The sequence below is a fragment of the Plantactinospora sp. DSM 117369 genome, from assembly GCF_053764795.1.
The window spans coordinates 3,777,320-3,796,314 of the sequence record NZ_CM132446.1 but is presented as its reverse complement, the minus strand read 5'-3'; the positions used below and the strand labels follow the sequence as shown (position 1 = coordinate 3,796,314).

At 70.9% G+C, this 18,995-nt stretch carries 19 protein-coding genes; 5 read left to right on the top strand and 14 right to left on the bottom strand.

What is annotated here, in order from left to right:
- Positions 1-44: 44 nt before the first annotated feature.
- From ACSMXO_RS16555 to ACSMXO_RS16545, 3 genes are all read right to left on the bottom strand, one after another.
- Positions 45-1,292 carry an amino acid ABC transporter substrate-binding protein gene (locus ACSMXO_RS16555; protein ID WP_455418413.1) on the bottom strand — a complete coding sequence of 416 codons (1,248 nt, stop codon included), beginning with the start codon at positions 1,290-1,292 and terminating at the stop codon, positions 45-47.
- A 53-nt stretch (positions 1,293-1,345) separates the two neighbouring features.
- Positions 1,346-3,037 (bottom strand): amidohydrolase, encoded by a 1,692-nt coding sequence (locus ACSMXO_RS16550; RefSeq protein WP_455418412.1) that lies wholly within the window; start codon positions 3,035-3,037, stop codon positions 1,346-1,348.
- A 191-nt stretch (positions 3,038-3,228) separates the two neighbouring features.
- Positions 3,229-3,729, bottom strand: coding sequence for a DoxX family protein (locus ACSMXO_RS16545; RefSeq protein WP_346256725.1), 501 nt, complete (start codon positions 3,727-3,729; stop codon positions 3,229-3,231).
- A 636-nt stretch (positions 3,730-4,365) separates the two neighbouring features.
- Here ACSMXO_RS16545 and ACSMXO_RS16540 point away from each other — a divergent pair.
- Positions 4,366-5,199: an IclR family transcriptional regulator domain-containing protein gene (locus ACSMXO_RS16540; protein ID WP_346256724.1), complete on the top strand. Its 834-nt coding sequence runs from the start codon at positions 4,366-4,368 to the stop codon at positions 5,197-5,199.
- A 30-nt stretch (positions 5,200-5,229) separates the two neighbouring features.
- Here the strand turns inward: ACSMXO_RS16540 and ACSMXO_RS16535 are convergent, their stop codons facing one another.
- Genes ACSMXO_RS16535 through ACSMXO_RS16520 form a run of 4 tightly spaced genes read right to left on the bottom strand, consistent with a single transcriptional unit; the run spans position 5,230 to position 8,427 of the window.
- Positions 5,230-5,592 carry a hypothetical protein gene (locus tag ACSMXO_RS16535; protein ID WP_346256723.1) on the bottom strand — a complete coding sequence of 121 codons (363 nt, stop codon included), beginning with the start codon at positions 5,590-5,592 and terminating at the stop codon, positions 5,230-5,232.
- Positions 5,589-6,470, bottom strand: coding sequence for a DODA-type extradiol aromatic ring-opening family dioxygenase (locus ACSMXO_RS16530; protein WP_346256722.1), 882 nt, complete (start codon positions 6,468-6,470; stop codon positions 5,589-5,591). Before ACSMXO_RS16530 ends, ACSMXO_RS16535 begins: the two co-directional genes overlap by 4 nt.
- 11 nt (positions 6,471-6,481) lie before the next feature.
- Positions 6,482-7,279, bottom strand: a complete 798-nt coding sequence (locus ACSMXO_RS16525; RefSeq protein ID WP_455418411.1) for a citryl-CoA lyase — start codon at positions 7,277-7,279, stop codon at positions 6,482-6,484.
- The gene (locus ACSMXO_RS16520) at positions 7,261-8,427 is read right to left on the bottom strand and encodes a CaiB/BaiF CoA transferase family protein (protein ID WP_455418410.1); all 1,167 of its coding nucleotides are present in this window, start codon (positions 8,425-8,427) and stop codon (positions 7,261-7,263) included. Before ACSMXO_RS16520 ends, ACSMXO_RS16525 begins: the two co-directional genes overlap by 19 nt.
- Positions 8,428-8,708: 281 nt before the next feature.
- On the opposite strand from ACSMXO_RS16520, the gene ACSMXO_RS16515 reads away from it, so the two are divergent.
- On the top strand, positions 8,709-10,154 hold the full coding sequence (locus tag ACSMXO_RS16515; RefSeq protein ID WP_455418409.1) for an amidohydrolase family protein: 1,446 nt from the start codon (positions 8,709-8,711) through the stop codon (positions 10,152-10,154).
- A 58-nt stretch (positions 10,155-10,212) separates the two neighbouring features.
- Here the strand turns inward: ACSMXO_RS16515 and ACSMXO_RS16510 are convergent, their stop codons facing one another.
- The 3 genes from ACSMXO_RS16510 to ACSMXO_RS16500 form a co-directional block, all read right to left on the bottom strand.
- The gene (locus ACSMXO_RS16510; RefSeq protein ID WP_346256718.1) at positions 10,213-11,055 is read right to left on the bottom strand and encodes an aldo/keto reductase; all 843 of its coding nucleotides are present in this window, start codon (positions 11,053-11,055) and stop codon (positions 10,213-10,215) included.
- 137 nt (positions 11,056-11,192) lie between these two features.
- Positions 11,193-11,756, bottom strand: coding sequence for a dihydrofolate reductase family protein (locus ACSMXO_RS16505; protein WP_346256717.1), 564 nt, complete (start codon positions 11,754-11,756; stop codon positions 11,193-11,195).
- A gap of 22 nt (positions 11,757-11,778) precedes the next feature.
- Positions 11,779-12,597, bottom strand: coding sequence for an alpha/beta fold hydrolase (locus tag ACSMXO_RS16500; protein WP_455418408.1), 819 nt, complete (start codon positions 12,595-12,597; stop codon positions 11,779-11,781).
- Positions 12,598-12,743: 146 nt separating this feature from the next.
- Here ACSMXO_RS16500 and ACSMXO_RS16495 point away from each other — a divergent pair, with 146 nt between their 5' ends.
- Positions 12,744-13,811 (top strand): RNA-guided endonuclease InsQ/TnpB family protein, encoded by a 1,068-nt coding sequence (locus ACSMXO_RS16495; RefSeq protein WP_455418407.1) that lies wholly within the window; start codon positions 12,744-12,746, stop codon positions 13,809-13,811.
- 94 nt (positions 13,812-13,905) lie between these two features.
- Here the strand turns inward: ACSMXO_RS16495 and ACSMXO_RS16490 are convergent, their stop codons facing one another.
- The 4 genes from ACSMXO_RS16490 to ACSMXO_RS16475 form a co-directional block, all read right to left on the bottom strand.
- Positions 13,906-14,628 (bottom strand): AraC family transcriptional regulator, encoded by a 723-nt coding sequence (locus ACSMXO_RS16490; RefSeq protein ID WP_455418406.1) that lies wholly within the window; start codon positions 14,626-14,628, stop codon positions 13,906-13,908.
- Positions 14,629-14,738: 110 nt separating this feature from the next.
- Positions 14,739-15,524: a class I SAM-dependent methyltransferase gene (locus ACSMXO_RS16485; protein ID WP_455418405.1), complete on the bottom strand. Its 786-nt coding sequence runs from the start codon at positions 15,522-15,524 to the stop codon at positions 14,739-14,741.
- Positions 15,525-15,696: 172 nt separating this feature from the next.
- Positions 15,697-16,086 (bottom strand): MerR family transcriptional regulator, encoded by a 390-nt coding sequence (locus ACSMXO_RS16480; protein ID WP_318403139.1) that lies wholly within the window; start codon positions 16,084-16,086, stop codon positions 15,697-15,699.
- A gap of 212 nt (positions 16,087-16,298) precedes the next feature.
- Positions 16,299-17,087 carry a TerC family protein gene (locus ACSMXO_RS16475; RefSeq protein WP_455418404.1) on the bottom strand — a complete coding sequence of 263 codons (789 nt, stop codon included), beginning with the start codon at positions 17,085-17,087 and terminating at the stop codon, positions 16,299-16,301.
- 259 nt (positions 17,088-17,346) lie between these two features.
- Here ACSMXO_RS16475 and ACSMXO_RS16470 point away from each other — a divergent pair, with 259 nt between their 5' ends.
- Positions 17,347-17,469, top strand: coding sequence for a hypothetical protein (locus ACSMXO_RS16470; RefSeq protein ID WP_346256711.1), 123 nt, complete (start codon positions 17,347-17,349; stop codon positions 17,467-17,469).
- 155 nt (positions 17,470-17,624) lie between these two features.
- Positions 17,625-18,995, top strand: coding sequence for a hypothetical protein (locus ACSMXO_RS16465; RefSeq protein ID WP_455418403.1), 1,371 nt, complete (start codon positions 17,625-17,627; stop codon positions 18,993-18,995).

Sequence of the window (18,995 nt, the reverse complement as noted above, 5' to 3'; positions counted from 1 at the left end):
GCGCGTCCGGGCCCGGACGGGGGCGCCGGGGCCCGGACGCGCGGTCAGCGGCGGGCGGGGGCGAGCGGTGCGGCGGCCCGGTCGGCCGGCCACACCATGACCCAGTCACCCTGCTGGATCTGCTTGATGGCCTGGGTGGTCGGCCAGAAGTTCTGCGCCTTCGGGTCGAAGGCCAGGTGCCCGCTGAACGTGGTGTCGGCACCCTTGCCGTGCAGCGAGTCGCACATCTTCTTGTGGTCGGTCCCGCCGGTGTCCCTGACCGCGGCGGCCAGGATCTCCCACGCGTTCCACGAGGCGGCGGCCTGGGTCTCGAAGACCGTGTACGGCAGCCCGGCCGCCTTGGCCCGCGAGGTGAAGTCGTTCACGATCTCGGTGGCCGCCGGGCCGAGCCGGTCCAGGGTCGGCTTGTTCGGCTCGAACATCGACACCGACAACACCCCCTCGGAAACCTCGCCGAGGTCGAGCAGCGGTCCGGGCGCCGGGAAGAGGCTGAACATCCGCTTCGGCCGGTAGTTGAGCTGCGCCATCGCCTGGAGGATGTTCACCGCGTCCACGCCGAGCCCGTTGTTGATCACCAGGTCGGGATCGGCGTCCCGGACCTGGGCGGCGATCGGCGCCCAGTCGGTGGTCGTCGGCGGGTAGTGCACGTCGACCACCACGTCCAGACCACGCTCCCGGGCGATGCTCAGCGCGCCGGACTTGTCCGCGCCGTAACCGTCGGAGACGAAGGCGGCCGATCCGCTCTGGCTGGTCAGCACGGCGACGGTCTTCGGCGGCCCAGGTTGACCGGCCAGCGCGTCGAAGAGCTGGGTCGGGATGAACCGGTTCGGGGTGGGGCCGATCGACCAGGCCGGGAACTGGCACTCGTAGCTGAGCTGGGGCGCCAGCACGGCGGTGTGCTGCGGCATCACGTACCCGTGCCGCTGGGCGACCGCCATCGCGGAGAGGATGTTCGGGGTGGCGTACGGGCCGATGATCAGGTCGACCCGGTCCTGGCTGATCAGCCGCTCGTAGAGCTGGCTGACCTTGGACTGGTCGGACTGGTCGTCGACCACCTTCCACTCGACCTTACGACCGAGCAGTCCACCGGCGGCGTTCAGCCGCGCGACGTACGCCTCACCGGCGATCTTGTGGATCTGCCCGGTCGCGGCGAAGGCGCCGGTCAGGGAGAGGGTGGAGCCGACCACGATCGGGTCGTCGGTGGAGCCGGAACCGGAGCCGTTGCCGCATCCGGTGGCCGCCACGCCGAGCGCCAGGACGGTGGCGACGGCGGCGAGGGAGCGCCTGCGCATTGTCGGGTACCTTTCGTCGCTGTCGGATTGGTCTTCGGGGCGCACGCTGCGGGTCAGTGCGGGTCGTCGGCGTCGTGCACCACCGCGCCCCCGACGACGGTGAGGTCCGCGCGCAGCCGCCGCAGTCGCTCGACCGGGACGGTGAAGTAGTCGTCGTCGAGCACCACGACGTCACCGAGCCGGCCCACCTCCAGCGAGCCGAGCAGGTGTTCGTCCGGCCCGCCGAGGAACCACTGGTTGGCCCGGGTGTAGAGGGTGAGCAGTTCCTGCCGGCTGATCTGCTGCCCGGCGTTGATCATCTGCCCGCGGGCGTTCTTCCCGGTCACCGCGTAGTAGGCGTGGATCCACGGATTCATCGGCGCGATCTGCATGCCGTCCGAACTCATCCCGGCCGGGATGCCGCTGTCCAGGATCGTCCGGAACGGCGGGCCGGCCGCCGGGCCGGTGCCGGCCAGGTACTGCCAGCCGGTCAGGTTGACCCCGCCGCCGACCGCCCGCAGCCGCTGGAGGTAGTCCGGGGTGATCCGGGGGACGTGCGCGACGACCCAGCGCAGGTCGGAGATCGGGGTCTCGGCGTGCACCGTCTCGAACGCCTGGATCTGGGTCTGGAAGTCGGTACCGGTCAGCGAGTGCACCTCGATCCGCCAGCCGGCCCGGGCGCTGCGCCGGGCGGCCTCCAGGAAGACCGGGCCGCCGGAGTAGCTGGCCGTGATGAACTCGCCGATGGCGCCGGTCCGGGCCATGTCGTCGCCGAAGAACGGGTACGTGTGGCGCAGCCGCGCCGTCAACTCCGGTACGGCGGGGTCGGTGTCCTGGTGCAGGTAGTTGATGCGCAGCCGGACGATGCCCCGGCCCTGGGCGTAGACGTGGGGGAACGGCAGGTGCATCGAGTGGTTGTCCTCGTGCGCCGCACCGTCGGCCGGGGTGCCGGTGGCCTGGAACGCGCCCTGGTCGAGGTGGGTGGTGACGCCGAGGCTGGCCGCGTACGCCATCGCGTCGAGCACCCCGCGCTCGCGCTGCGCGGCGGTGAGGGTACGCCGCAGCGCCAGGGTCGCCTTACCGGTCTCGGTACCGCCGGCGATCGCGCCGTCCGCCCCGACCGTCACCGGGATCTCGGCCGCCTCGAAGAACCGCCGGCCGAGGCTGTTGGTCACCGAGGGTCCGGCGAAGCCGACCGACAGGTACGCCGGGTGGTGCGGCAGCGCCTCGTCCAGCTCGGCCAGGGTCGGCAGCCGTACCTCGGTGAACTGGTGGGGATGGAAGCCGCCGATGGTGGTGATGAACTCGCCGCGCGGCACCCGGCGGGCCCGGTCCCGGTAGCTGGACCGCACATCAGCGATGGAGTAGGCGTTCTCCAGCGGCGTGTGGTGCCCCGGCCGGTTGCCCATCAGCACGATGTGGTTGTGACAGTCGATCAGGCCGGGCACCGCCGTGCGGCCGCGCAGGTCGATGGTGCGGGGCCGGCCCTCGAAGCCGTGCCGGGCGGCCCGGGCGTCGTTGCCGGCATAGACGATCCGGCCGTCCCGGATGGCCAGTACGCTGACCACCCGGTCGCGCCGGTCCATGGTGTGGATGCGGCCGTTGTGCAGCACCAGGTCGGCCCGGATCGTCTGGTCCCGGTCGGGTCCGGTGGCACCGGCCGGCGCCGCCGCGATGCCGGCGCCGACCGCCGTGGCGGTGCCGGCGGCGGCACCGCCCCGCAGCACCGAACGCCGGGACACTCCTCGTCGTTCCTCGTCGCTCATCAGCGGGGGTCACCTCTCGGATGCGGCGCCGGTGGCCCACGGTCGGGGCGGCCAGCGGCACGGCGGCGGTATCGGTGTCGGCGGACGGGCCGGTGGGGGGACCAGCGGGTCCGGTGGAGGATGCGGAGGTCGGTAGGGCCGCGAGTCCCGCCCTGTGCCGGTGGTGCGGGCCGGCGTTCGCGGGCGGCGGGTCAGTCGCCGGCGGCGAGGGCACGTCGCCGCCGCAGCAACGGCGGTACGCTGCCGAGCAGCCCGACGGCCAGGGCGAGAGTGCCCCAGCCGTAGCCGGCGAACCCGTCCAGCCCGACCAGGTGGTCGAGGGACCAGGCGCCCGGCCCGGTGTACGCCAGCACGACGGCCAGCGCGCCGTAGACGAAGGCGACCTCGTAGCCGCCGAGGTGCGCCCAGAGCCCGTTCGGCAGGTTGACCGAGGCGGCCACCACCATCGTGCCGAGCACGATCGCCGCGCCGAGCGGGGTGGCCAGGCCCAGCGCGATCAGCGCCGCGCCGGCCAGCTCGGCCAGGCCGGCGAGCAGGGCCATCTGCCGGCCGGGCCGGAAGCCCCAGGTGTGGAAGGTGGCGCCGGTGCCGGTGGGGCCCTGGCCACGGAACCAGCCGAAGAGCTTCTGGCTGGCGTGCCCGAAGAGCAGCGCCGCGAGGAGCAGGCGGAGCAGGAGCAGTCCGAGGTTCACGCCGCACCTGCCGAACCCGGCCCGAACGGCCGGACGGTCCGGGCGACGAAGGGCGGCCGGACGGTGCGGGCGATGGGAGCCGACCGGGCGGTCCGGGCAATGGGAGCCGACCGGGCGGCGCGGGCGGCGGGCCGCCGGATCGGGGCGGGACCGGTGGGTGCGGGATCTGTAGCTGCGGCCGACGGCGCCATAACTCTCTCCTCCGAGGACTGAGCCCTTAGCATCCAGTTTTGCGGACGACCGTCCGCTACACGGACGCGGCGCACATCACAATCTCCGCCCGTGCCTGGGAGATGTCAAGACTCAAGCAGGAAACATTTGCGCCTGAGCCCGGACTGGTGTTCGCTTGACGGTCAGATGGTGCGGGCAGCCAGCCACCGACGGTCGTCCGATTGGACGAGCTCGGCCGCCACACCACCAGGGGTCGCACCAGGCTGGCCAAGCCGAGGTCCGGAATCGACCGGTGGCCCGGACCCCGACGGCACCCGGGACGGCCCCGGTCCGCCCTGGACACGGCCGGGGGCACCGTCCGGCGACCCGGTTCGGCACATGGTGAACTGGTGGGCGCTCGCCCGCCGACCAGTACGGCGACCCGGGCGGCGGGACCGAGACGGCGACGACGGATAGAGGCGGACGATGGCACAGCGTGGCGAAGGACCGGACTTCATCGAGGCCCTGGCCCGGGGGCTGAAGGTGATCACCGTCTTCCATGCCGACCATCCCCGACTGACCCTCAGCGAGGTCGCCACCGCGGCCGGACTGGCCCGGCCCACCGCCCGACGCTTCCTGCTCACCCTGGAGGAACTCGGCTACGTCCGCGCCGACGCCGGCAGCTACGAACTCACGCCACGGGTGCTGGAGCTCGGCATGGCGTACGTCGGAGCGCTCTCGCTGTGGGACATCGCCCGCCCGCACATGCAGGACCTGGTCGCCGCCACCGGGGAGTCCAGCTCGATGGCCCAGCTCGACGGCTCGGACATCGTCTACATGGCCCGGGTCGCGGTACCGAAGATCATCGCGCTCCGGGTGCAGATCGGCACCCGGTTTCCGGCGAGCGTGACCTCGCAGGGCAAGGTGCTGCTCGCCGCGCTCGACCCGGACGCGCTCGGCACGGCACTGGCCCAGCCCAGCCGTTCCGGGGTCCAGCCGAAGGTCCGGCACAGCCGGACCGCGCTGGATGCCATGCTGCGGGAGGTCCGGGCCCGGGGCTGGGCGCTCGCCGACGACGAACTCGCCCCGGGCATCCGCTCGGTGGCCGTGCCGATCCGGGACGGCCAGGGCGCGGTGCGGGCCGCGATGAACGTCACCGTCAACTCGGCCGAGACCAGCGTCAAGGTCCTGGTCGAGCAGCACCTGCCTCAACTGATCAGGGCGGCCAGCGCGATCAGCGCGGACTGGGCCCGCTGGCAGTCCCGGCCGCAGGTCGAGGTGGCCGGGACGGCCGACGCCGCCACCGCCGTCCGGCACTGACCCGACCGGCGGCGGTGGCGGCACCGCGGCTCAGGTGGCGATGTCCGGGTACGGCAGCGCGAAGTGCGCCAGCCGGGCCGCGTACTGCTTCTGGAAGCCGAGCGGTTCGGCGTGGTCCCGCTCGAACATCGCGATGAACAGGGTCAGGGTCAGGAACGGGTGCGCGCCCAGCTCGAAGAGTTTGACGTAGTCGTGGCTGGCCAGCGCCTCCCGCTCGGCGTCGTCGAAGCGCAACCAGGTGCTCGCCTCGCCGGTGTGGCAGTTCAGCACCGCGTTGGCCCGTTCCGCCTCCCACCAGGCGACCATGCCCCGCGGGTCGTCGCGGTACCGCTCGACCAGCTCGGGATCCCGGTCCACGGTGTAGAGGAACTTGTTCAGCAGATACTTGCTCACGCCGCCACCCCCGCCCCGCCCGGTACGCCGTTCGGATACCAGGTGAAGTACGCCTCCATGGTGTGGAACAGGTCGAGGGTGTCGACGTGGTCCGCCTTGGCGCCCGCCCCGGCCACCCCCATCATCAGCATGAAGTCCATGAAGCCGTGGGTGGCGTTGCCCGGCGAGTGCAGGCTCTCCAGGGTCACCTCGGCGAGGCAGCGCTCCAGGTCGCCGGTGGCGATCCACTCCACCGCCTTCCGGTCGAATTCCGGATCGGGGCCGTGCGGGCCGAACTGGCGGGGGCCGCCGAGTTCCAGCGACAGGTGGCCGGTGCCGATGATCGCCACCCGCAGGTGGCTCGGCCACGACTCGACCAGTTCCCGGATGGTCTGGCCGAGCTGCACGAACCGCTTCGGCTGCGGCAGTGGCGGCGCGAAGATGTTGGTGTAGATCGGCACGATCGGCAGGTCCGCCTCGGGGCGCAGCGTGATGATCGGGCAGGTGATGCTGTGGTCGATCCGCAGTTCGTTGCTGAACGCCAGGTCGAAGCCGGCGTCCAGGCCCTCGCGCAGCAGGTGTGCCGACAGCTCCTCCTGACCCCGCAGCAGCATCCGGGGCAGGCCGAACTCGCGTTCCTCGTTGTACCAGTTCGCGTCGTAGAACGGGGCCTTGCCGACCAGGAACTGCGGCATGTTGTCCAGCCAGAGCTGGTGGAAGTGGTCGGAGCCGACCATCACCAGCACGTCGGGGTTGGCCCGGGTGAGCGTCTCCCGGAAGGCCAGGATCTTGCGTACCCACTCGTCCGCGAACGGCGGCCGGTCCTCGCCCTGTGCGGTGCTGGCCCGGTAGTAGAACGGATGGTGGGTGGAGGCGATCACCGCGGCGATGGTGGCCATCGCGGCTCCTCTCAGGCGGGGTCGGGGGGTGTGTAGCGGGCGTTGCGGTCGACGGTGCGGTAGATCTCCATCCCGATGCCGGTGCGGCGCTCCTCGGCCAGGTGGCCCAGGAGCCCGGCGGCCCGGGCCAGCAGTGCGAAGCCGCGCAGCAGCTCCGGCGGCAGCCCGAGGTCGGCCAGGGCGGCGCCGCAGACCCCGGCACCGTTCAACGGCAGGGTACGGCCGAGCACCCGCGGATGGACCCGGCCGATCGCCTCGAACAGCCGCAGGTGCGGGCCACGCAGCCCCTCCCGCTCGGCGAGTGCGATCAGCACCGGGGTACGCGGGTCGCGCACCTTGTGCACCGGGTGCCCGAGTCCGGGCACCAGCCGGCGCTCGGCGCGGGCCCGGGTGACGGCGGCCAGGGCGAGGTCGTCCCAGCCGGCGTCGTCGGTCGGCGCCTCGGTCAGCTCGGCCAGGGTGTCGGCGAGGAACCGGCCGCTGTCCTCGGTGACGCCGAGGAACCGGGAGCCGCCGCCGAGCAGGCCGGCGGCGAGCGCCCCCTGCAACGCCTCGGGTGCGCTCTGGTACGTGACCCGGGCGGCGATCGCGGTCGGGGTGAAGCCGTGGTCGGCGAGCGCGACGAGGACCGCCTCGAAGACGCGTACCTGGGCCGGGCTGGGGCGGCGCCCGGCCACCAGCCAGAAGGCGAGTTCGCCGAAGCCCACCTTGCCGATCAGCTCGCCGGCCAGGTCGTGGCCGAGCAGCCGGATGGTGTCGGCGTCGGAGGTGCCGAGCGAGGTGGGGAAGCTCAGTTCTTGGTCAGCCACGCGCGGATCTCCTCGCCGTGCTCGTCGAGCCCTGGTGGGGGCAGGTCGTACCGGGGACGGGTCGCGGAGAAGGTGATCGGGTTGCGGACCATCGGCACCGCGTCGGCGCCCTCCCCCACCGTCACCACCGGGTCGAGCCCGAGCTGTTCGGCGAACGCGACCCCCCGGTCGATGGTGTTGATCGGCGCGCACGCCACCCCGGCGGCGATCAGGTCGGCGAACCACTCGTCCCGGGTCCGGGTACGCAGCCGTTCGACCAGCAGCGGGCGCAGTTCCTCGCGGTTGGCGGTGCGGTCCTGGTTGCGCCCGAACCGGGGGTCGTCGACCAGTTCCGGGAGGCCGAGTACCTCGCAGAGCTTGTGGAACTGCCCGTCGTTGCCGGCGATGACGATCAGTTCGCCGTCGGCGGTGGGCAGCGGCTCGTACGGGAAGAGGCTGGGGTGCGCGTTGCCCATCCGGTACGGCACCACCCCGCCGGCGACGTAGCCGCTGCTGTGGTTGACCAGCCCGGACAGCGCCGAGGAGAGCAGGTTGACCTCGACGTGCTGGCCCCGGCCGCTGGCCGCCCGGTGGTGCAGCGCGGCCAGGATGCCGATGTTGGCGTGCATCCCGGCCATCACGTCGAAGACCGAGATGCCGGCCCGGTACGGCGAGCCCTCCGGGTCGCCGGTGAGGCTCATCAGCCCGGAGATCGCCTGCACCATCAGGTCGTAGCCGGGCAGCGAGGCGCCGGCGCCGGTGCCGAAGCCGCTGATCGAGGCGTAGACGACGCCGGGATTCTCCGCCGCCACCGACTCGTAGTCGAGACCGAACCGCCGCATGCCACCGGGCTTGAAGTTCTCGATCATCACGTCGGCGCGGGCAGCAAGGGCGTGTGCCACGGCGAGGTCCCCCGGTGACCGCAGGTCGAGCGCGATCGACCGCTTGTTCCGGTTGATCCCGAGGTAGTAGGTGGCCACCCCGTCCCGGACCGGTGGCATCCAGGTCCGGGTGTCGTCCCCGGCCGGCCCCTCCACCTTGATCACGTCGGCGCCGAGGTCCGCCAACAGCATCGTGGCGTACGGCCCGGCGAGGATTCGGGAGAAGTCCGCCACCACCAGTCCGGCCAGCGGTCCCGGCGTGTCACCGGTACCCGGCTGATCCGCCATGCTCCTGCCTCCGTCCGTCTCGCGGACGTTTGTCCGTCGCCGACAGTCTGTTCGCGCCCGCCATCGCTGTCAACCGCCCGCCGGGCGACCGAACAGGGCAACCCGCCCGGTATTCCGACCCTACGCCGAGCAGATCGTCAGCGCCGCTCAGCCCGGCCCTGCGGAGCCGGACTGCTGCTCGTTGACAGGCACGAAACACCGGGACAATAATTGCGCCACTTGTTTGCGCCCGCTATACGGACGATCGTCCGCGTAGATCACTCCGCCGATAGGAGTTGGCGATGGCCACGACCGAGTCCGACCGCCCGGTGCTGCTGCGCGACGGGCTGGTGCTGACCATGGACGACGCGCACACCGTGCTGGCCGGCGGCGACGTGCTGGTGGTCGGCGACCGCATCGCCGAGGTGGGTGTCGGGCTGACCGCCCCCGAGGGCGCACTGGAGATCGACGCCAGCGGCGGCATCGTGATGCCCGGGATGATCGACACCCACCGGCACATGTGGCAGACCGCGATGCGCGGCTACGGCGCCGACTGGACGCTGACCCAGTACTTCGTCTGGTACTACCTGGAATCCGGCAAGCTCTTCCGGCCCGAGGACATCTACGCCGGCAACCTGCTCGCCGCCATCGAGGCGATCGACGCCGGGGTCACCACCACCGTCGACTGGTCGCACGGGTTGCAGACCCCGCAGCACGCGGACGCCGCGGTCGACGCCCTGGAGGCGGTGCCCGGCCGCTTCGTCCTGGCGTACGGGAACATCCAGCAGGGGCCGTGGGAGTGGGCGGCCAGCCCGGAGTTCCGTGACTTCGTCGAGCGCCGGATCGCCGGCAAGGGCGACATGCTCGGCTTTCAGATGGCCTTCGACGTCACCGGCGACCCCGCCTTCCCGGAGCGGGCCGCCTTCGAGGTCGCCCGCGATCTCGGCGTACCGGTCACCACCCACGCCGGGGTCTGGGGTGCCACCAACGACGACGGCATCCGGCTGATGCACGAGAACGGCTTCATGACCCCGGCCACCGTCTACGTGCACGCGGCCACGCTGACCCGGGACTCGTACAACCGGATCGCCGCCACCGGCGGCTCGGTCTCGGTCTCCACCGAGAGCGAGCAGAGCGCCGGCCAGGGCTACCCGCCCACCTGGCAACTGCGCCACCACGACATCCCGGTCTCGCTCTCCATGGACACCAGCGTCTGGTGGAGCGGTGACCTGTTCACCGCCATGCGCGCCACGCTGGGCGCGGACCGCTCCCGGGAACACCTGGAGGCGCACGGTCGGCAGGACACCGTCACGCACTGCCACCTGCGCGCCGAGCAGGTGGTCGAGTGGGCCACCCGGGGCGGCAGCCGCGCCCTCGGCCTGGACGACCGGGTGGGCAGCCTGGCACCGGGCAAGAAGGCGGACATCGTACTGATCAAGAACGACGACTCGCCGGTGATGTTCCCGATCCTCAACCCGTACGGCCACGTGGCCTTCCAGGCGCAGCGCGGCGACGTGCACACCGTCCTGGTCGACGGCCGGCTCGTCAAGCACCAGCACCGGCTGGTCGGCGTCGACCTCGGCCGGGCGCGGCGCGAGGTGGAGCGGACCGTCGAGTACCTGGTCGAGTCGATGGGTCAGGACGCCTGGGCGAAGGGCATGAACCCGGACGTCCCGGAGACGAAGGTGCGGGACAACCCCTACACGTACACCGATTGGGACGCCGGCTCGGCCCAGTGGAAGCACTGAGCACGGCGGCTCCGCCCCGGTCCGGCCCCTGCCCGGCCGGACCGGACGCCGGGGAAGGCTAGAGCATCTCCAGCGGCTGCGGGCCGCCCGGCGGTGGGAAGACCGTGTCGAGTACGGCCAGGTCCTCCTCGCCGAGGCGCAGTTCCAGGGCCCCGGCGTTCTCCCGGGTGTGCCCCGGATCCGACGACCGGGGAATGGCGGCCACCGCGTCCTGCCGCAACACCCAGGCCAGCGCCACCTGCGCCGGCGTGCCCTGGTGCCGGGCCGCGACCTCGGAGAGCTGGGCATCACCCAACAACCGACCCTGCTCGATCGGCGAGTACGCCATCACCGGGATCCCGCGCTCGCGCAGCCACGGCAGCAGGTCGTACTCCGGGCCGCGCCGGGTCAGGTTGTAGAGGATCTGGTTGGCCGCGCAGGAGTCCCCGCCGGCGTCCATCAGGTCGACCATATCCGACAGGTCGAAGTTGCTCACCCCCCACTGCCCGATGTCACCCGCCTCCACCAGCTCGGCGAACGCCTCGACCGTCTCGGCCAGCGGATGGCTGCCGCGCCAGTGCAGCAGGTAGAGGTCGATGTGGTCGGTACCGAGCCGGCGCAGGCTGCGGCGGCACGCCTGTACCGTGCCCTGCCGGGTGGCGTTCGCCGGCAGCACCTTGTCGACCAGGAAGATCTCGTGGCGGCGCCCGGCGATGGCCGCACCGACCAGTTCCTCCGAGGAGCCGCTGCCGTACATCTCGGCGGTGTCGATCATCGTCATCCCGAGATCCAGCCCGGTACGCAGCGCCGCGATCTCGTCCCGCCGCTTCCCCGGGCTCTCCCCCAGATACCACGTCCCCTGACCGAGCACCGGCATCGTCCGGCCCGACGGCAACGTGATCGCGGGCATCGCGACGGTCATCTCGGCCTCCCGGCAGCGTGGGGAACGCGTGCTGACGATAGCGGGATCGCCACGCGGCGCCGCCGGGCTACCCGTTGCGCGACCGGCCAAACGCGGTGACCACCCCGTCATGGCGAACGAGCGAGCGCGCCGGACGGTCACCGAGCCCGCTGGAGGGTCGTGATGAGTACGCCCTCGCCGACCGTGATCGAGTCAGTCAGCTTCCACGTCGACCTGTCCGAGGTCTCTCCGAACAGTCGCCGCCCGGTGCCGAGGAGGACCGGGAACATCATCAGGTGGAGTTCGTCGACGAGGTCGTGTTCGAGCAGCCCCTGGACGAGTTGGATGCTGCCGGCGACCGAGATGTCGCCGGTCACCTCGTCCCTGAGCCGGGTCACCTCGTCGACCAGCCCGCCCGAGAGGACCCGGGTGTTGTTCCAGGTGGGGTCGGTGAGGGTGCGCGAGACGAGGTACTTGGGCATGCCGTTGTACTTGTCGGCGAGTTCGCCCTCGTACTGGGGCCAGGCCGAGGCGAACCCCTGGTAGGTACGCCGGCCGAGCAGCAACGCCTCGGCACCGAGCGCCTCGGCGACCTTGAACCGCTCGCCCTCCTCGCCGCGGTCGAACTCGAAGCTCCAGTTCGGGTACTTGAAGTCCTCCCCGCCGGGCGCCTCCACGACGCCGTCGAGCGAGATGAACTCGGTGACCACGATCCTTCCCATGTCTGGTCCTTTCTGCGGTCGGTCAGCGGGCGTGGGCGAAGTCGCGCAGCGCGGCGGCGAGTACATCGGCGGGCGCGCTGTGCTGCTCGCCCTCGACGGCCCGCAGGGTCGCGGTCGGCAGCAGTTCGGCGAGCGCGTGGGCGGCGGCGACGATGAACGGGAACGTCCCGGTGCCGTGCAGCACGAGCGTGGGCACGCTGACCGCGGCCCAGCGGTCGCGGGGCAGCGGCGCCCCCGACATGGTGGTTCCGATGATCCGGCCGTCGTAGGCGATCGTCGGCGCCACCGCCTCCATGACCGGCCAGAAGTCGCTCTGCCGGATCCCCTCGACGGCCCCGGCGGGCATCCCTGCCGCGGCGGTCAGGAACAGCTCGGCGGCGTCGCCGGGCCGGCCGTCGGCGACGGCGTCATCGAGGCGCCGCACGTAGTCCGTCGGCAGCGGCGGACGGCTGTCGTCGACCACGAACGGCGGCTCGAAAAGCACGAGCCGGCTGATCGGCAGTCCGGCCGCCGCCGCGTCGAGCGCGAGGACCGCGCCGGACGACCAGCCGAACACGGTCGCCGGTGCCCCGGCGACCGTGATGAGCGCGGCGAGGTCCTCGATCTCGCGCGACACCGCGTACGGCGCGGTGTCCGTGCTCTCGCCCCGGCCGCGACGGTCGTAGGCATAGGTCCGGAACTCGTCGCCGAGCAGCCGGCCGATCTCCTCGTCGAGCGGGTTGATCGCGGGGTAGGCGGTCGCGCCGTCGATGATGATCAGCGGCTCGCCCCGGCCCCACGCGCTGAACGCGATCACGGTGCCGTCGGCGGACACCACGGCCGCGCGGGCGTTCTCGGTCATCGGATTCCTTCCGTGGATTCTCCGGCCTGCAGGCCGGAGAGGACCCGGGCAGCAGGGCAGGGATAGCCGATCCGCCGCCAGGGCGGATGGGCGTCTACCCGCGCGTCACCGCAGGGCTTACCGGCTGGTGCGTTAACGTGTGAGCCGTGTCCAGGGCGGTGAAGCGGGCGTTCAAGTACCGCTTCTACCCGACCGAGGCGCAGGCAGTGGAGCTGTCGCGCACGTTCGGATGCGTCCGGAAGGTCTACAACCTGGCCCTGCAGGCCCGCACCGAGGCGTGGGTCCTGCGGCGGGAACGGATCACCTACAACGCGACCAGTGCGATGCTCACGGCGTGGAAGAAGACCGAGGAACTGGCGTTCCTCAACGAGGTGTCGTCGGTGCCATTGCAGCAGGCCCTTCGGCATCTTCAAGGCGCGTTCGTCGTGTGGTCGCGGCCGTTGCCCAAGGGTGCGTCGCCGTCCACGGTGACGGTGTCGCAGGACGCGGCGGGACGCTGGTTCGTGTCCCTGCCCTGTGACGATGCGATCGAATCGCCCCCGGCCGCCAACACGGCCGTCGGGGTGGACGCCGGACTCGACAGCCTGCTCACGTTGAGTACCGGTGAGAAGGTCACCAACCCGCGTCACGAACGCAGGGACCGGTCCGCCCTGGCCCGCGCCCAGCGCCAACTCGCCCGCAAGGAGAAGGGGTCGCTGAATCGGGCCAAGGCCCGGTTGAAGGTGGCCCGGATTTATGCTCGGATCACCGACCGGCGTCGGGACCACCTGCACAAACTGACCACTCGACTCGTTCGTGAGAACCAAACGATCGTGATCGAGGACCTGACCGTGCGTAACATGGTCAAAAACCGCCCTCTGGCCCGCGCCATCAGCGACGCCGGCTGGCGGCAGTTCCGCACCATGCTCGAATACAAAGCCGACTGGTACGGCCGGGACCTGGTCGTGGTGGACCGTTGGTTCCCGTCGTCCAAGCTCTGCTCGACGTGTGGTGTTCTCGCTGAGCGGATGCTGCTGGACGTGCGGACGTGGACCTGCCGATGTGGCACTATCCACGACCGTGACGTCAACGCGGCCCCCAACATTCTGGCGGAGGGGCTCTCCGTTACGGCCTGTGGAGCCGGTGTAAGACCTCAACGGGCGGACGCCCGGACGAGGCGGTCGGTGTTGAAGCAGGAAAACCCAAGGGCGACCAAGGGAATCCCCGCCCTTTAGGGCGGTGGAGGAGGTCAACTGGAGTGCCTTCCTGGTAGCCGGTAGCGGTGCGGGGATGTCCCCCGCGGCGGCGCGGTGCCGCGTCGCATCCAGGCTAGGAACCGGCGGGGTCGCCGATCTTGTACAGAAGCGACAGGGGCTGCGCGACCGCGTCCGGCCGGCGCAGTTCGGTCGCGGTACGGCCGATGAAACGCTGGAGCGAGCGGGCGAGGTGCGGCTGGTCGTAGTAGCCGAGCCGGTTGACGACCTCGAGCGGTACGACGCCCTCGCCGAGCAGGATCGCGGCCTGCCGGGCGCGCTCGATCTGCCGGATGCCGCCCTGGGTGAGCCCGGTGGCCGCGGCGACGCGGCGCTGCACCGACCTCGTGCCGAGCTCCGGCATCCCGCCGGCCACGACCTCGTCGACGAGCGGATCCCGCACGACCACGCCCTCCCGCACCAGCCGGGCGACGAACTGCTCCGCACTCTCGAAGTCGGGGATGGGCCACTCCTCGCCGCGCAGCCGGAACGTGGTCGCGGTCGCGTGCGGGCTCTCCAGGGCGGAGTCGACCAGCCGCGCCGCGGGCAGGTGCGGCATCGAACTGCCGTGCGCGAACGTGATCCCGAAGGACGCCGACCCGTCCGGCACCTCGACGCTCGAAACCGTGGTCTCCGGACCGCGTACCGCGGCGTGGACGCGGCCGTGCTGCTCCCAGAACACCAGCTCCCAGTTCGAGGTGGCGATCGAGGTCATCCGCGCGACCCCGGACGCCTGGCTGCGCCACACGCGATGGACGTACGGCGAGTCCGACGGCCGGTCCTCGTTCTTCAGCGGCATCCCGTCCCCCCGATGACCTGCGCCGCCAGTCTCGCACGCCTCGAAGTCACCCGGCCAGCGCCGGGCCGGCACCGCAGGTCCGGCCGGCGGCCCGCACGTCGAAGGGGGAACTATCGGGGTGGCTTGACCGCCCGGGTCGCGAAGTAGCCGGGCAGCCAGCCGGCGGTGGCGTCGGAGTGGTGCGGCGCTTCCGCGAACCCGACGACGGCGAAGCCGGCGGCGAGCTGACCTCCGATCTGCTCGGCCAGCGTGTGGCTGTACTCCAGCGGTGCGTCGGCACCCCACAACCGCGCGCGTTCCTCCGCCGGGACGTGTGTGAGGTCGCTGTACGGGAGCCGGTGGCGCACCACCAGTTCGCCGCGCTCGTCCAACGCCTCGTGGTCGAAGAGGAAGACGTCAGGGTTGACGAAACCGCAGAGCAGCGCACCGCCCGGGCGCAACACCCGAAAACACTCCCGCCACACCGGAGCGAGGTCGGGCACGAACAGGTTCGAGACGGGATTGAAGACGAGATCGAAGGCGGAGTCGGCGAAGACCGACAGGTCGCGCATGTCGCCGAGGACCGTCCGCAACTCCAGGCCGTCCCGGTGGGCCACCATCTCGTCCTGTTCGAGCTGGCGGCGCGAGTTGTCGAAGACGGTGACCCGGGCACCGGCGGCGGCGAGCGTCGGACCCTGCTGACCGCCACCGGACGCCAGGCACAGCACGTCCACGCCGGTGAGGTCAGCCGGAAACCAGGCCCGGTCGACGGGCTGATAGCCGATGAGTACGACCGACCAGTCGCCGGCCCGCGCCCTGGCGATCGTCGCGGCGGAGACCGGACGCGACCATTCGTTGCCCTTGTCGACCTGCCGGTCCCACGCGGCCCGGTTGTGCATCACCGGATCGAGGTTCATCGCCCCACGCTAGTGCGGTGTCCACCAAGGTTTCACCGGGTTTCCGGTGGGCGTTCCGGATCTCTGCCTGTCGGGCCGAGCGACCAGGGTTCGTCGTGGGCCGCTCGCGCCGCCACGACCGCCGCCGGCCCGATGAACCGCCGGCTGCTCCGCCGTGCGGTCGACGGGACGGTCAGGCCGGCGGGGGTAGCCCGGCGGTGAGGTCGAGGGCGGTCGCGATGAGGGCGTGGGCGCGGGTCGTGATCGCGGTGAGCAGGCCGTGGGCGTGTTCGTCACTGTGTCGCGCGGCGGCCTGCAGGGCATGCAGGGCGTTGTCGAGTTGGTCGAGCCTGGCGTCGAGGTCGTCGGCTACGGGCTGACGCAGCGCCGCCGCGATCTCCTGCAACGGCACACCGTGAGCCTCCAGAGCACGGATCGTGGTGATCCGCTCGATCACCTCAGGGTCGTAGAGCCGGTAGTTCCCGCCGGAACGGGCAGCCGGGGCGATGAGGTCGAGACTGGTGTAGAAGTCGACGGTGCGCGGCGAGACGCCGGCTTGAGCGGCGACCTCCCCGATCCGCAACAAGGTCGCGTCGACGGTCCACCTCCCTGCCTCGTCCGGATCCTGCGGAAACTGTACAGCGGCAGGTGTTACGGCCCGACGACATCCGCGCGGCCGACCCGACGGCCGGTCCCAGGCCCCGCCGACCAGGCGACGCGTCCACGGCTGTCCCTGCCTCCGGTCGGGGGGCCACCGCCGGTCAGATGGTCGACGGGCGACTACGGGGACCAGCCTCAGTCGCCCGAGGCGGTCGAGGTCTCGGTCTCGGGTGACTTGACGTAGGTGGGGTGCAGGTGCACGGGCTGCGCCGCGCTCCGCTGCTGACGGGCCCGTACCCGCAGGTTGAGGAACTCGACGAAGATGGAGAACGCGATCGGGCCGTACACGTATCCCTTGGGGATGTGCTGGTCGAAGCCCTCGGCGATCAGGCTGGCGCCGATGAGCAGCAGGAACGACAGGGCCAGCATCTTGACCGTCGGATGCGTGTTGACGAATCGGCTGACGGTGCCGGCCGAGACCAACATGATCACCATTGCGACCACGACGGCCGCCACCATGATGAACAACTGGTCCACCATGCCGACTGCGGTGATCACGGAGTCGAGGGAGAAGACGATGTCGAGGATGAGGATCTGGACGATCACCGCCGCGAACGACGACGTGCCCCGGGCTGAGCGACCGTGTTCGGCGCCCTCTAGATGCTCGTGTATCTCGTAGGTGGCCTTGCCGAGCAGGAACAACCCGCCCAGCAACAGGATCAGGTCACGGCCGGAGATTTCCTGCCCGAAGACCGTGAACAGCGGCGCGGTCAGCCCGATCACCCAGGACAGTGACGCCAGCAGCAGCAGCCGGGTCACCAGGGCCAGCGACAGGCCGATGGTGCGGGCGCGCGCCTGCTGGTGCTCGGGCAGCCGACCGGCCAGGATCGAGATGAACACCACGTTGTCGATGCCCAGCACGACCTCCAGCAGCAGCAGCGTCGCGAACGCGACCCACAGCTCGGGACTACCCAAGAACTCCATACCACCCTCGACATCTCGGCACGCCAGCACCGGATCGCCGGCCAGATCGCAAACCATACAGTGTCACGTTCTGGTGAAGGTGAGACGGTCACGGATCCGGCGCGCATTCGCCTCGCTCCCACCGGGCGCTTTGTCGGCTCAGCTCCGGCATAGCCACTCACAGGCGGTTTTTCGTATATCTCCTTATCGTTCGGAAAGCACGCTCTATGCTGACTCGGTGCTTCGCTGGTTCGTTATCCGGGTTGGAGGGATTCGCAGCATGCTCGACGTGATCATCAAGGCCAGGCCGCTCGTGCCGGCGGCGGTCACCGACGCCGTCGTGGTCGCGGCGCACGCCGACGGTGCGCTGCCGGTCGTCCGACACGGAGTACTGGCCGGGTGACCGTCCACATCGGGCTCCGCCGTCCCGGGTCCCGGCCTGCCCTCGCCATCGCGACGGCCGGCACACCCCCTCCAGCGGAGAGCCCGGACCGGAAGCGCACGGTATTCCGGGTCGCGGCAGCGGGGGCCGGATGGTACCTTTTCGGGCTTCTCGGCGTGTTGCTCGACTCGGACGTACCGGCGGTCGGCCACACCCGCGCGATCTTCGTACTCTCCAGTGCCGCCCTGCTCTTCGGGCTGTGGGTCTACTGGCGCCACGGTGGAACCACCGTCAGCGCGGTCGGCATCTACAACTTCGCGTTCGCTCTCTTCGTCGGGTTCGCCGGGCTGTACCTGCTCTCCGGCAGCACCGACGAGGAGTCCCTGCTGCGTGCGCTGGTGCTGTGCTACTTCGGCCATGTGACCACCTGGCTGCTGTTCTGGACAAAGGAGCCGCCGCCGGAGCCGTCCGGGCCACGTCCTGTCGATCCGGCGTTCCTGCACCGGCTCACCTGGATCGGAATCCTTGTCGCCTGTGGTGCCGCAGTCGCCTCGCTCGAGTTTCTCGGGTCGCTGCGCCACCTGAGCCAGGCCGCCGTTTTCGTCGGCGCGCTGCTGGTCGCGATCGGCCTTCTGGGCGACGAGCGCCGGCCGCCGCTGCTCGGCTGTCTGCTGGCGGCGGGAGGGTTCGCGCTCTCGGTGGTCACCTCCAACAGCTACGGTCGGCTGATGCTCGGTTCGCTGGGCTTCGCCCTGCTGATCGTGATAGCACGGCGAACGCGGACCCGACTGGTGAAGGCCCTGGTCATCCCCGGCTCGGTACCGATCCTGTTGATGATGGCCAACATGCGCATGGACGCGGTGCGGGCGAATCATCCAGGTGCACAGATCACCGGCACCGGGCTCGAGTCCGTGGCGAGTCCGTTGGGCAGCTTCGGCGACCTGCTGAGTCACAATGATGCCGGTTTCCTTGCCCACGCCTGGGGCCACACCTTCTGGGCAGCGGCGGTCTCGCTCGTCCCGCGCGCCGTCTGGCCGACCAAGCCGTCGGGCTTCGGTGCGGAGTTGGTGCCGATCCTGCACCCCGAGCTAGCGAACAGCGGCCACTCCGACGCGGCGCTGTTCCAGGGCGAGTGGCTCTACAACTTCGGCCTCGTCGGCTTGGTGCTCATGGTGCCCGTCGTGGGGTTCGTCGTGCGGGCGGCCGACCATTTCCTGGCCCGGGCCTCAGCCCGCCCGCTCATGGGCCGGCACGCGCTTCTGGCGTACGCCACCGCGGTCATCATCGCCGCGGGCCTGCCCGACCTGGTCTGGGGCACCTTCACCTTCACCGTACGTGCCGGCATGCGGCTCGCGGTGCTCATCGTTGTGTGGTTCCTGATTACCGACAGGAGAATTGAATGGTCCGGCCCGACACTGCCGTTCGGCAGATCCGGCAGGTACTCACCTACGCCTGGACGCATCCGGCCAACCGTGGCCGGCAGCTCAGCAGCATCACTCGAGCGGCCCGCTTCCAGCTCCGCGGGCGGATCGGCCTGCGGACACTGA

Excerpts from the sequence above, each read along its gene's own strand:
- ACSMXO_RS16500 (WP_455418408.1), bottom strand. The coding sequence starts at position 12,597 with ATGACCGAGAACGCCCGCGCGGCCGTGGTGTCCGCCGACGGCACCGTG.
- ACSMXO_RS16510 (WP_346256718.1), bottom strand. The coding sequence starts at position 11,055 with ATGACCGTCGCGATGCCCGCGATCACGTTGCCGTCGGGCCGGACGATG.
- ACSMXO_RS16555 (WP_455418413.1), bottom strand. The coding sequence starts at position 1,292 with ATGCGCAGGCGCTCCCTCGCCGCCGTCGCCACCGTCCTGGCGCTCGGC.
- ACSMXO_RS16485 (WP_455418405.1), bottom strand. The coding sequence starts at position 15,524 with ATGAACCTCGATCCGGTGATGCACAACCGGGCCGCGTGGGACCGGCAG.
- ACSMXO_RS16505 (WP_346256717.1), bottom strand. The coding sequence starts at position 11,756 with ATGGGAAGGATCGTGGTCACCGAGTTCATCTCGCTCGACGGCGTCGTG.
- ACSMXO_RS16475 (WP_455418404.1), bottom strand. The coding sequence starts at position 17,087 with ATGGAGTTCTTGGGTAGTCCCGAGCTGTGGGTCGCGTTCGCGACGCTG.
- ACSMXO_RS16540 (WP_346256724.1), top strand. The coding sequence starts at position 4,366 with ATGGCACAGCGTGGCGAAGGACCGGACTTCATCGAGGCCCTGGCCCGG.
- ACSMXO_RS16550 (WP_455418412.1), bottom strand. The coding sequence starts at position 3,037 with ATGAGCGACGAGGAACGACGAGGAGTGTCCCGGCGTTCGGTGCTGCGG.
- ACSMXO_RS16515 (WP_455418409.1), top strand. The coding sequence starts at position 8,709 with ATGGCCACGACCGAGTCCGACCGCCCGGTGCTGCTGCGCGACGGGCTG.
- ACSMXO_RS16530 (WP_346256722.1), bottom strand. The coding sequence starts at position 6,470 with ATGGCCACCATCGCCGCGGTGATCGCCTCCACCCACCATCCGTTCTAC.
- ACSMXO_RS16470 (WP_346256711.1), top strand. The coding sequence starts at position 17,347 with ATGCTCGACGTGATCATCAAGGCCAGGCCGCTCGTGCCGGCGGCGGTC.
- ACSMXO_RS16520 (WP_455418410.1), bottom strand. The coding sequence starts at position 8,427 with ATGGCGGATCAGCCGGGTACCGGTGACACGCCGGGACCGCTGGCCGGA.
- ACSMXO_RS16490 (WP_455418406.1), bottom strand. The coding sequence starts at position 14,628 with ATGCCGCTGAAGAACGAGGACCGGCCGTCGGACTCGCCGTACGTCCAT.